Below are 11,744 nucleotides of genomic sequence, written 5' to 3'. Positions count from 1 at the left end.
TCATGCCTCCAGTCTTGGGAATCATAGGCGGAACAGGTTTCTACAAGCTTTTCGACGACGTCGTTGAGGTAGAAGTAGAGACGCCATTTGGACAACCTAGCTCGCCAGTTAGTATAGGAACGATCAATGGACGCGAGGTCGCATTCCTACCGCGCCATGGAAAGAACCACGACTTTCTGCCATCTGAGGTCCCTTATAAGGCAAACCTCGCGGCGTTAAAGCAACTCGGTGTTAGCCAAATATTAGGCTTTAACACGGTCGGCAGTCTCCAAAAAAGCTATAGAAAAGGGGACTTTGTTGTCACAAGCCAGTTCGTGGACAGAACAAGAAGGCGCGAAGATACAATCTTTAGTGGCAAGCAAGGTGCGCATATCAGCTCCGCGTTTCCATATTGCGAACGTATGAGGGCTGCAGCAATTTCGGCGCTGAAAGACGCTGATGTACCCGCCCATCCTGAGGGTACGGTTGTCGTCATTGAAGGGCCGCGATTTTCGACCGCCGCGGAAAGCAAATGGTTTCATGACCAAGGCTGGCATACCATTAATATGACGCAATATCCGGAGGTGGTGCTGGCCAGAGAGATGGAGCTTTGTTATGCGAACATCTCCTACATTACCGATTACGACGTCGCCGCGAAGGAAGTTATCGCCGATGAAATCGCGAAACCTGTTTCGCATCGCGGCGTCCTGCAGGCATTTGCCGCTGATAGTCCCGCGATCTTGAAGGTGGTTCGCGCCATGGTCGATCATGTAACGGGCCATCCGAATTGTGGCTGCTCTTCTCTTGAAGAGGCACGCACATGAATTCGCTGGACAAAGAGCTTCTGGAAGCCGGTAGGCGTGCACTGAGTAACGCGGCAAAAGAAATGCCGGTTCTGAACGGTTTACTGGAATACGCGACTAGCTCAAGGCCGCTCGAAGGAGCACGCATTGCCGGATGTCTTCACCTCACTAAAGAAACGGGAGTCCTGATCAATCTTCTCCAGGTTGCCGGAGCAGAAATCGTGTGGACTGGAGGTGACGAGGTCTCTACCCAGAACGAAATTGCGGCTGTATTGCGTCAAAGAGGCGTCACGATTTTCGGTTGGCGTAACATGCTGACAGCCGAAGTCCAAGCTGCCCTGAGAAGCACCTTGGATCACTTTGTAGATGGCCCCACTATCATCATCGACAACGGAGCCAGATTGGTGAAAGCTGCGATTGATGCGCCGGAACGCTTTCCTAATTTGAAATTTCTGACCGAGAAAACGACAGAAGGGTGTGCAGAGCTTAGTGTCTGTTCAAGAATGGCGGGCGTGCGCGGGGTTGAGTGAAGGGCGGCAATCAGATTCTTTGTATTTTGCGACAAATACGGAGAGATCGAATGGCCTGGACACCCTTCACCCGGCGTCACCATGACAGAAGCCGCATGCGCTACGCAAGTGATCTGAATGACCGTGAGTGGAGCTTGATCGAGCCCCTCATGCCGAGGCAGCCTCGACTGGGCCGCAGACGCAAGACGTCGCTTCGGGCGGTGATGGACGCGATTTTTTATCTGCTGCAGTCAGGCTGCCAATGGGCATTGCTGCCGCATGATTTTCCACCGAAGAGCACGGTCTACCATTATTTCAAACGGTTTTGCCGGGACGGGACGTGGCGTCGTATCCATGACGCGCTCTACTGCCGAACGCGGCAGCTTGAGGGGCGAGAAGAGCAACCGTCATTTGCCATCATCGATAGCCAATCAGTGAAGACCGGCCCGGATGCTCGTCTCGATATCGGCTATGATGCGGGTAAGAAGATCAAGGGCCGCAAGCGGCACATTCTGGTCGATACTCTTGGCATGCTTCTGAAAGCCGAGGTCCACTCGGCAGGAATTCAGGATCGTGATGGAGCAGCACTTGTTTTCGACAGGCTCGCCAACCGTTTTCCCTTTATCGAGAAAATCTGCGGCGACGGCGGCTATCAGGGCACAACAGTAGAAGAGGCCAGCCCGCGACCGATGGAGATTATCAAACGAAACCAGGCCGGTTTCCAGGTGCTACCAAAGCGATGGATTGTCGAACGAACGCTGGCGTGGCTCGGCATAAACCGCCGAATGGCAAAGGATTTCGAGCGTTTCTCGGCCACAAGCCTAGCCTTCATCCAAACAGCAATGATCAAGCTCATGACAAGAAGGCTCGCTCGATACCCGCTTTCTTGAACAGACTCTTAGGGAGATCGCGAAGCGCCAAGTACTCCCATTTCCGATTCTATTAGTCAATGATGTCGTCACGAAATGGGAAGTGGACAATACTTTCGGCACTGGACAGTCGACAGTAGATGGAATTCTGCGAGCGACCGGAAAACTTCTTGCTGGTAAAGTTTTTGTAGTTTGCGGCTTCGGTCACGTCGGTCGTGGGATTGCCCTACGAGCAGCAGGACAAGGCGCACGGGTCGTAATATGTTGCCGTTCGGCCGAAACAGCAATTAAGGCGACGTTAGCAGGATATGAAGTGCTGCCCTTGGAAAAGGCTGTCTCAAAAGCCGATATTCTCTGCACAGCGACGGGAGTTCCAAACGTAGTACGCAGTGAGCACCTAGCTCTTGCTAAACATAACATCACGCTCTGCAATACCGGACATTCGGTTACTGAAATTGATGTCAGTGCCCTTGAGGCTATGGCCACGGCAAGAACGATCCGTACTGACCTCGTTACATCCTACACTTTGGCAAACGGAAATGAGCTAAATCTGATCGCGCGTGGCGGACTTGTTAACCTAGCTGCTGCTGCCGGTAACCCAAGTGAGGTGATGGACGTAACGTTTTGCAATCAGGCACTTTCCGTATTTGGAGCACAATTCGCACAAGGCGCGCTCGAGCCCAGATTGCATGAAATATCAGATGAACAAGATGAAGATGTGGCCGCTCGGAAGCTCCATGCGATGGGCCTGCGTTGCGACGAGTGAAGCGAACTGCAGAGGAGGTTACATGACCATACATGACGAAACTGGGCAAATAGATATGGCAAACGTGCGGCGAGCTCGCGCGACCACCGAAATGCCGGTGCTCGCTGCCATTAGCAAAAATTACCGAACAGAGATACCTTTCACCGGCGAAAGGATCGCTCTATGTGGTCACATCACGGAAGCAACGGCCGTACAGGTGGATACGCTACGAAGATTAGGTGCAGAGGTCGCGTGGTGCGCATCTAGCACGTCGACGACCGACGAAGGAATTAGGTTGGCCGTGATAGCCGACGGTGTTTTTGTTACAGGACGAAAGGGGATGTCAACCCAGGAATTAGATGCTGGCGTTAGGATGGTCCGAGATTACTGGCCGAGCGGACCAACTTTGATACTTGATGAAGGCGCACGCCTGATTCGAGACTTTCATTTGCCTGGATGTCAAACACCATTGCCACGGCTTGCGGCCGAAAAGACACCCGAAGGAATTTCGGCAATTGCCGGGACCCCCCTTAGAGTCTGTTCAAGAAAGCGGGTATCGAGCGAGCCTTTTTGTCATGAGCTTGATCATTGCTGTTTGGATGAAGGCTAGGCTTGTGGCCGAGAAACGCTCGAAATCCTTTGCCATTCGGCGGTTTATGCCGAGCCACGCCAGCGTTCGTTCGACAATCCATCGCTTTGGTAGCACCTGGAAACCGGCCTGGTTTCGTTTGATAATCTCCATCGGTCGCGGGCTGGCCTCTTCTACTGTTGTGCCCTGATAGCCGCCGTCGCCGCAGATTTTCTCGATAAAGGGAAAACGGTTGGCGAGCCTGTCGAAAACAAGTGCTGCTCCATCACGATCCTGAATTCCTGCCGAGTGGACCTCGGCTTTCAGAAGCATGCCAAGAGTATCGACCAGAATGTGCCGCTTGCGGCCCTTGATCTTCTTACCCGCATCATAGCCGATATCGAGACGAGCATCCGGGCCGGTCTTCACTGATTGGCTATCGATGATGGCAAATGACGGTTGCTCTTCTCGCCCCTCAAGCTGCCGCGTTCGGCAGTAGAGCGCGTCATGGATACGACGCCACGTCCCGTCCCGGCAAAACCGTTTGAAATAATGGTAGACCGTGCTCTTCGGTGGAAAATCATGCGGCAGCAATGCCCATTGGCAGCCTGACTGCAGCAGATAAAAAATCGCGTCCATCACCGCCCGAAGCGACGTCTTGCGTCTGCGGCCCAGTCGAGGCTGCCTCGGCATGAGGGGCTCGATCAAGCTCCACTCACGGTCATTCAGATCACTTGCGTAGCGCATGCGGCTTCTGTCATGGTGACGCCGGGTGAAGGGTGTCCAGGCCATTCGATCTCTCCGTATTTGTCGCAAAATACAAAGAATCTGATTGCCGCCCTTCACTCAACCCCGCGCACGCCCGCCATTCTTGAACAGACACTTAGTTTCCCAGTGCTAAAAAGTGATGATTCACTGGGGAAACGGCTTGTCGACAATCCACATGGAACTAGTCAGTCTCTTATCGCAACAATCCTGGACGTAACTCAGAAACTATTGGCGGGGAAAGTATTTCTTGTCTTTGGTTTTGGTCGAGTCGGCGCGGGATTGGCAGAAAAAGCACGAGGACTGGGCGCTCGCGTAATCGTTGCAGAAACTCGTCCCACGCGAGCGCTAATTGCTGCGCTAAGTGGGTTTGAGGTCAGCCCCTGTATGGAGTCGCTGCCTCTCGCCGACATAGTTTGTACCGTGACTGGGAGACGCGGGGTATTAGGTAGGCCGCATTTCGACCTTCTCAAAAACGGTGTCGTTCTCGTTAATGGTGGTCATTTACCTTTTGAGATCGACGTGGCAGCACTTAAGGAACAGGGGGCGGAACGGCCTTTCTCTCACGGCATGAGTGCGCATGCCCTGTCCGAAAATAGAACAATCTATTTGGTCGCGGATGGACACATCGCCAACCTCACCGTCGGAAAAGGAAATCCCAATGAAGTCATGGACGTGACGTTCGCTAGTCAAGTCATGGCTTTGGTTCACGCGAAAGGTCGAGAGTTCGAAGCGCGTCTCCACGACCTTCCAAAGGACAGTGAATCAGAAGTTGCGCACTATGTGGCGGAAACCTTGGGGCTTGACGTTTCTCGGCTTGCGTAGGGGCATAGAAAATGCGTGAGAGAGGCTCGACTGGAATTAGCTATTGCCCTTTGCCTGTGACATTCAGGCTTGCGATCGTGCGTCACGGCCAAACCAGAGCGAATCTTGAGGGTCGATTTTCTGGAAAAACCGAAGTTAATCTCACGCCTCTAGGACATAAAATGGCGGAGGCTGTGGCCGAGAGCCCATTAATGGCACATGCAAAACGCATTTTTTGTAGCCCGCAGCGTCGGGCGGTCACTACTGCGGGAACGGTTGCCAGGAAGCTCGCATTGCCAACTCCAACAGCACACGACGGGCTTCGGGAACTGGAGTTTGGCGATTGGGAGGGTTGCCGTCCTGCGGAGGTACAAAACACTGTTGCATACGAAAGGTGGAAAGAAAGTCCTTTCTTATTTGGTCCACCAAATGGTGAGGCCGGGCTGGTACTGCTTAGCCGAGCATTTAACGCACTCTGCCTCGCGTTAAATTCGGATCCGGACTGCGCAATCGTCACCCACAAATCGCCGGCCCGCCTATTATCAGCTGTGCTGACAAACAGTAATCTACACCGGTTTCGAGACCTTCCGGGCTACTTCGTTTCATCCGTCACTTACATTGAGATGGTTGACGGAAGGCTCTGTCGTTTCGTTCCGCCAAATGTAGATCATTTGCCAACCGCATGGCGGTCCGACCCCGATCGTCTCTCCCCAGAAGGAAAAACAAATGCAGATTGAACGCCCAATTTCGGCTCCAGTCCTTTTGTTGGGATTCAGCCTAGCACTTCTCCACATGCCAAGCGGCATCCCGGCTCCGTTTTACCCGCTCTACGAAGCTAGATTCGCCATTGGATCGATGACAATCAGCATGTTCTTTGCGACCTATATCTTGGGAGTGGTGCTCGCCCTGCTGCTTGCACCGAAGCTAACGTTCTTTCGCTATATTCTAGTTTTCTCTTGCCTCTTATCTGTCCTTGGAGATCTCGTATTCTTACGGGCTGGGAGCGTTTTCGAGATTTACATGGGCCATTTAATACACGGTCTGGTGCTTGGCGTGTTTACAGTAGTGATCCCGGTGGTGCTCGGCCGTATCGATTTTTCTGGAAGTTCAAAAATTGCGGGGAGGATTACCACGTCTGCTAATGCTATTGGATTAACTGCCGGTCCTCTTTGGAGTGGTTTGATGCTTGCGTATGTGCCTTCCGGAGATAGCTTGATTTGGTGGCTCCAAATCGGAATGACAGTCCTGGTAACGCCATTTATGCGGCTTAACCTAAGCAGAGGCGATCAAATCGCGTCAAAACTGAATGCTTCTCTCAAGTATCGTTGGCGAATTTTTTTTGAAGACCGACTAACTATCGCTGCTGTAATAGTGGGATTTGCATCATTCGCTTCTGGCGGCCTTCTGGCGGCACTTGGTTCTGTTCTCGCAAGCAGTGTGATGTTAGAGTCAAACTCCGCAATTCAGGGTTTCGCCGTCTCAATCGGCTTTGCCATGTCTGCTATTGCAGGCGGTCTTCACTTGCGCCGGTCGGACGCATCAACAATTTTTGTTGGTGTTGTTTTCATAGCGCTGGGAGTTGTCGGCTTGGCAATTGCGATCACGTGGGCTCACCTCCCCGTTTTCTTGCTCTCCGCTGGCATCTGCGGCGTTGGCCAAGGTTTGGGACTGCAAGGCGCGACTCAAGCTGTTGCACACCGGAGTTCGGCAGATCAAGCTAGTAAGTCAATCTCGTCCTTCTTTCTAATCTGCTATTCTGGTACCGTCTGCGCTAGTTTCGGTGTGGGTCTGATTATAGCCGCCAGTGACCTTGAAACCGCGAGTGTTCTATTTTGTGCTTTTCTCCTATTAGTATGCATTGTTGGTATAGCAATTATACCAAAAAACAAAGCAGCAACCTTCGGCCGATAGTAGAGCAACACCGCAGATGAAGGGCTTTGGGCGACTTGGCGACTGATACCAGTCGTCGGTAAGGCTGACTCTCTTGGGGGTTCCCGACGGCGGGCGAATCTGAATCTGTGGTGCAAACTGGAGGTTTGCGATGGGTTCAGCGCTTTCGTTGCGGTCGGATTTCGACGGGGTCAGGTTGCGGCGGCTGGCTCGTCAGACACGCGATGCCGATCAGGCGCGGCGGCTTCTTTCGCTCGCATCGATCTATGACGGCGGTTCACGCGCCGATGCCGCTCGGCTCGGCAGCGTGACAGTCAGATCGTGCGCGACTGGGTGGTGCGCTTCAATGCTCGCGGTCCCGACGGACTGATCAACGGCAAAGCTCCGGGAAAGCCCTCTCTCCTGAACGACGAACAGCGATCGGCCTTGGCGACAGCCATCGAGCGCGGACCTACACCCTATCTGGATGGCGTCGTTCGGTGGCGTCTATGTGATCTGGCCCAATGGATTTGGGAAGAGTTCCGCATTTCGGTGAGCGAGGAGACCTTGGGTCGCGAAGTGCGGGCAATGGGCTATCGCAAGCTCTCGGCTCGCCCAAGACATCATGCGCAGGATCCGGAGGCGGCCGAGGCATTTAAAAAACGTATGGCTCGCCCCGTCTGCAAGCGCTTTATGATCGATGTTTGAACAAGTCTGCGCCAACGTATCCGGTCTCAGGGAAAACCCTGGCCAAGATGGAGCTCCGCGCATTTCGATCCTCATAACTTCCTCGGCGGCTTGCGCCATTTTTTTAACCAGGATTTCGAAATGCCGTTCGACAGTCAGGCCATCTTTCACAACCACATGCAGATATCTTCAGCAGCGTCCGCCAGCGGCGATCGTTGCTGATTATTTGGTTATGCTTGGATTATCGAACCCAAGCCGTTTTCTTTGTAGGGACGGCCGCTTTGCAACACAGCCCACACGATACGCGCTAACTTTGCTGCGAGTGCAACGATCACTTTGTTCTTGTGAGCGCGACCAAGTAGACCCCGTAACCAGTCGCCAAGAGGCGTCGCAGATGATCGTGTCCCGCCGGGTGGTGTAGGTTGTGGAGGGTAGCAAAGGCGAGTGCCCGCGCGCTTCCATAGCGCTGTAGCGGGTGATCGGCTTTGCGGGCGGCCACCAGTGTTTTCCGTTAGGGTCGGGTTGTTGAAGACCAACCTGACGGAAAGATCACCGATGACCAAAGACATGATGGACGTGCGCTCGCTTGTTGAGAAGAGCGCGGATGCAGATTTATTGCGTGAGATGATCGGTTTTGCCGCCGAGCGGCTCATGGAGCTGGAGGTCGGCTCAGCCACAGGTGCCGATTTCGGCGACAAGAACCCGTTGCGGCTTGCTCAGCGCAACGGCTACCGTGACCGTGATTGGGAAACCCGAGCTGGGACCGTGGAGCTTCGCATTCCGAAGCTGCGCAAGGGCAGCTACTTTCCGAGCTTCCTCGAACCCCGCCGCATGGCAGAGAAGGCTCTGACGGCGGTCATCCAGGAAGCTTATATCCAGGGCATCTCGACCCGTTCAGTTGACGACCTGGTCAAGGCCATGGGGATGAGTGGCATATCCAAAAGCCAGGTGAGCCGTCTCTGCGAAGAAATCGACGTTAAGGTGAAAGCGTTCCTCGACAGACCGATCGAAGGCGACTGGCCATATCTATGGGTCGATGCGACCTACCTCAAAGTCCGACGCGGCGGACGGGTTGTCTCTGTCGCTGTCATCATCGCCGTCGGCGTCAACAGTGATGGCCGGCGCGAGGTCCTGGGTATGGAGGTTGGCACGTCAGAAGCCGAACCGATCTGGACGGAATTTCTGCGCAAGTTGAAACGCCGAGGATTGCGCGGCGTCAAGCTTGTCATCTCCGATGCCCATGAAGGTCTCAAAGCGGCCGTGACCAAGGTTCTCAATGCCACCTGGCAGAGGTGCCGGGTTCACTTTATGCGGAACGTCTTGGCGCATGCCGGAAAGAGCGGTCGGCGGGTCGTCTCCGCCTTCATCGCAACGGCCTTTGCCCAGGAAACACCGGAGGCGGCCAGCGCTCAATGGCGTAGTGTCGCCGACCAGATCAGGCCGAAAGTGCCAAAACTTGCCACCATCATGGACGATGCCGAAGACGATGTTCTGGCCTACATGACCTTCCCGAGAGAGCACCGGGCAAAGCTACACTCGACCAATCCGATCGAGCGTCTCAACGGCGAAATCAAGCGCCGCACTGATGTGGTCGGTATCTTTCCCAACGACGAGGCAATCGTCCGTCTTGTCGGGGCGCTGCTGCTCGAACAGAACGATGAATGGGCCGTGCAGCGCGCCCGGTACATGACCCTTGAGACCATGGCCCAAATGAGCGATGATCCCCAAATCAGTTTGCCAGCAGTGGCTCGCTGATATCCCCTCCGACCTCAGTCGGAAAGCACGGCAATCAGCCGCGACCTACACCACGTCCAGGGGCACGATCTCGCAGATTTGGAAAGCATTGGAAGAGCTGCGCGCGCGCCGTGGATGATCATCTTTCTTAGATATCCATTTCCTCGTTTGGTGATACCAAGCAATTTCGGTTTCCCCCCGGTTGTTATCTGTCGTGGCACAAGGCCTAGCCAAGCCGCCAGGTCTCTGCCGCGTCCAAAGGTTTGCGCATCCCCAACTGACGCAACCAACGCAGTTGCGTTCAGAGGTCCAATGCCGGGGATAGTGGCTAGAAGCCGGCATGGCTGATCAGACCGGGCATGGGCTTTGAATTCATCGTCAAATGCTGCGATGCGGCGGTCCATCTCACTCCACTGTGCACGCATATCCGCTATGAGGGTTATTGTCCGGCGACTGAGGGTGGGCTTTCCTTCATCAGTTTTCATGTCAAGCCAGATCTCGAGCTTACGACGACCTTGCGGAACGGTAAGGCCGCGCTCCAAGAGGATCGCTCGCAGTTGGTTGATCAAAGCAGTCCGTTCCGCGACGAGACGGTCACGCGCACGGTGGAGGGTCTGCATATCCAACTGGTTTTCGTCCTTGATTTCCACGAAACGCATCGTCGGACGCGTAGCCGCTTCCGCTATTCCCTCTGCGTCGCGGTCATCATTCTTTTGAGCCTTTATGTAAGGACGCACATATTCGGGTGACATCAGACGAACATCATGACCTTGAGACTGAAGTTGCCGACCAACATGGTGGGCGCCACAGCACGCTTCCATCGCCATTATGCACGTCGGCAGAGTTGAGCCGAGTTTGATGACACCCTCTCGACGCAACCGTCGCCGAAGTACGACTTGGCCACGCTCGTCAAGTCCAACCACACTGCAGCTATTCTTTCCAAGATCAATTCCTAACACAGCTATCTGCATTGCTCTGCTCCTTGTTAAGTCTCTTCATGCAAAATGCACGATGTGGGAGGGAGGGGCGAGCCATTCCATAACTTCACCGCCGCTGTGGCAGAAATCGCCGCCGGTCCCGCCAAGGGCAAAGTGATCGAAATCTGGTTTCAGATGCTATGAGGGCGGACACCAGCTGACCTCCAGGTCATAATGCGGCGTCCACAAACTAAGGAGCCGATCATGTCATTTACCAGTGATACTATCCTCGTTGCTCTCGAACTCAGTAACTCCCTGTGGCTTGTTGGCACTCGCGAGGCGGGTGCCCGGAGCAGCCAGATGCACCGCGTCAGTGCTGGCGATACCGCGACGCTACTGCGGTTATTGAATGGGCTGCGGGCAAGCGGACAGGAGCAAGGTACCCTGTCGCCCATTGCGGTTTGCTTCGAGGCGGGACGTGATGGATTTTGGCTTCATCGTCTACTGATGGCGCAAGATATTCCGACGTATGTGGTGGAGCCAACGAGCATTCTGGTAAATCGAAGGGCGAAACGAGCAAAGACCGATCGTCTGGATGCCGAAGGAATGTTGCGTGTTCTCGCCGCCTACATCGCAGGAGATAGCCAGATATGCAGCATGGTGCGCGTACCAACCCCTGATGAGGAGGATGGCAAACGGGTGCATCGAGAGCGAGATTATCTCGTGCAGGAGCGAACTCGGATCGAAAATCGCATATCAGCTCTCCTTTTCACCCAGGGTATCCGCGCACGGCCATCACTGCGCAGCTGGGAGCGAGACATGGCGCTTCTTGAGACCGGCGACGGACGCAAGCTGCCACAACATCTTACTTCGGAGTTGAACCGATTACGTCGCCGCCTGGTCCTTGTCCGTGAGCTGATCAGCGAGCTTGACAACGAGCGCGATGAACACCTGACGGCTACGTCAGGCGATGCGATCACCACGAAGGTGACCGCTCTAAGCGAGATTTATGGCATTGGTGACAACTTCGCAGCGGTGCTGACACGCGAGGTCTTCTATCGCCATTTTGGAAATAGAAAACAGTTGGCGAGTTACGTCGGCCTTGCGCCCATGCCGCATCAAAGTGGCAATGTCGATAGAGACCGGCGCATCGGTCGAGCAGGCAATGCTCGAGCGCGAAAGACATTGGTCCAGGCAGCTTGGCTTTGGCTGCGGTATCAGCCGAAAAGTGACCTCAGTTCGTGGTTCCACCAGAGGGTCGGCAATTTGAAAGGGCGAGCCCGCCGCATCGCGATCGTCGCGATGGCACGCAAGCTTCTGATCGCGCTCTGGCGCTATACTGAGAGCGGCGAAATCCCGGCCGGAGCCGTTCTCCGAGCAGCATAGAAATCACAGCCAGCATTTGCTGGCTGTGCGAGGAGCACGACCGTCTTCCTCACTGGTCTAAAAAACCGCGTTTCAGGTTGGTCGTGCTCAATGGGGCTTGCCTCGTGCA

13 protein-coding genes and 1 pseudogene are annotated in these 11,744 nt (G+C 54.6%); 11 read left to right on the top strand and 3 right to left on the bottom strand.

What is annotated here, in order from left to right; all coding sequences use genetic code 11:
- Positions 1-2 precede the first annotated feature (2 nt).
- The 5 genes from J5289_RS18760 to J5289_RS29895 are packed head-to-tail and all read left to right on the top strand — an operon-like array spanning position 3 to position 3,515.
- The gene (locus tag J5289_RS18760) at positions 3-803 is read left to right on the top strand and encodes an MTAP family purine nucleoside phosphorylase (RefSeq protein ID WP_209186985.1); all 801 of its coding nucleotides are present in this window, start codon (positions 3-5) and stop codon (positions 801-803) included.
- On the top strand, positions 800-1,312 hold the full coding sequence (locus J5289_RS18755) for an adenosylhomocysteinase (protein WP_209208088.1): 513 nt from the start codon (positions 800-802) through the stop codon (positions 1,310-1,312). Before J5289_RS18760 ends, J5289_RS18755 begins: the two co-directional genes overlap by 4 nt.
- A gap of 50 nt (positions 1,313-1,362) precedes the next feature.
- Positions 1,363-2,181, top strand: coding sequence for an IS5 family transposase (locus J5289_RS18750; RefSeq protein ID WP_219276561.1), 819 nt, complete (start codon positions 1,363-1,365; stop codon positions 2,179-2,181).
- Between the two features lie 16 nt (positions 2,182-2,197).
- Complete coding sequence (locus J5289_RS18745) at positions 2,198-2,926, top strand: adenosylhomocysteinase (RefSeq protein ID WP_219276634.1); 729 nt, start codon at positions 2,198-2,200, stop codon at positions 2,924-2,926.
- Positions 2,850-3,515, top strand: coding sequence for an adenosylhomocysteinase (locus J5289_RS29895; RefSeq protein ID WP_374108602.1), 666 nt, complete (start codon positions 2,850-2,852; stop codon positions 3,513-3,515). The genes J5289_RS18745 and J5289_RS29895 overlap by 77 nt, the downstream gene beginning before the upstream one ends.
- Here J5289_RS29895 and J5289_RS18735 read toward each other — a convergent pair.
- Complete coding sequence (locus tag J5289_RS18735) at positions 3,447-4,265, bottom strand: IS5 family transposase (protein WP_219276585.1); 819 nt, start codon at positions 4,263-4,265, stop codon at positions 3,447-3,449. The genes J5289_RS29895 and J5289_RS18735 overlap by 69 nt on opposite strands.
- Between J5289_RS18735 and J5289_RS18730 the strand changes: the two genes are divergently transcribed.
- The 4 genes from J5289_RS18730 to J5289_RS18715 all read left to right on the top strand — a co-directional run bounded on the left by J5289_RS18730 (position 4,233) and on the right by J5289_RS18715 (position 7,619).
- Positions 4,233-5,063 carry an NAD(P)-dependent oxidoreductase gene (locus tag J5289_RS18730; RefSeq protein WP_219276593.1) on the top strand — a complete coding sequence of 277 codons (831 nt, stop codon included), beginning with the start codon at positions 4,233-4,235 and terminating at the stop codon, positions 5,061-5,063. The two genes, J5289_RS18735 and J5289_RS18730, sit on opposite strands and share 33 nt — an antisense overlap.
- Before the next feature lie 11 nt (positions 5,064-5,074).
- Positions 5,075-5,779, top strand: a complete 705-nt coding sequence (locus tag J5289_RS29890) for a histidine phosphatase family protein (protein WP_209188304.1) — start codon at positions 5,075-5,077, stop codon at positions 5,777-5,779.
- Complete coding sequence (locus tag J5289_RS18720; protein ID WP_209208090.1) at positions 5,769-6,953, top strand: hypothetical protein; 1,185 nt, start codon at positions 5,769-5,771, stop codon at positions 6,951-6,953. Before J5289_RS29890 ends, J5289_RS18720 begins: the two co-directional genes overlap by 11 nt.
- A 300-nt stretch (positions 6,954-7,253) precedes the next feature.
- Complete coding sequence (locus J5289_RS18715; RefSeq protein WP_209188303.1) at positions 7,254-7,619, top strand: winged helix-turn-helix domain-containing protein; 366 nt, start codon at positions 7,254-7,256, stop codon at positions 7,617-7,619.
- 209 nt (positions 7,620-7,828) lie between these two features.
- Here the strand turns inward: J5289_RS18715 and J5289_RS18710 are convergent.
- Positions 7,829-7,981, bottom strand: a pseudogene (locus J5289_RS18710) (IS110 family transposase); the annotation flags it as partial.
- A gap of 172 nt (positions 7,982-8,153) precedes the next feature.
- Between J5289_RS18710 and J5289_RS18705 the strand changes: the two are divergent.
- Entirely contained in the window at positions 8,154-9,353 is a 1,200-nt protein-coding gene (locus J5289_RS18705; RefSeq protein ID WP_209207809.1) for an IS256 family transposase, read from the top strand.
- A gap of 14 nt (positions 9,354-9,367) precedes the next feature.
- Here J5289_RS18705 and J5289_RS18700 read toward each other — a convergent pair whose 3' ends face one another.
- On the bottom strand, positions 9,368-10,303 hold the full coding sequence (locus J5289_RS18700; protein ID WP_374108601.1) for an IS110 family transposase: 936 nt from the start codon (positions 10,301-10,303) through the stop codon (positions 9,368-9,370).
- A 210-nt stretch (positions 10,304-10,513) separates the two neighbouring features.
- On the opposite strand from J5289_RS18700, the gene J5289_RS18695 reads away from it, so the two are divergent.
- The gene (locus tag J5289_RS18695) at positions 10,514-11,635 is read left to right on the top strand and encodes an IS110 family transposase (RefSeq protein WP_209208105.1); all 1,122 of its coding nucleotides are present in this window, start codon (positions 10,514-10,516) and stop codon (positions 11,633-11,635) included.
- The last annotated feature ends 109 nt before the right edge of the window (positions 11,636-11,744 follow it).

This window comes from Rhizobium sp. B230/85, assembly GCF_019355735.1.
GTDB lineage: Bacteria > Pseudomonadota > Alphaproteobacteria > Rhizobiales > Rhizobiaceae > Rhizobium > Rhizobium rhododendri.
The sequence above is the reverse complement of the archived record's forward strand: the minus strand, read 5'-3'. Positions and strand labels throughout refer to the sequence as shown.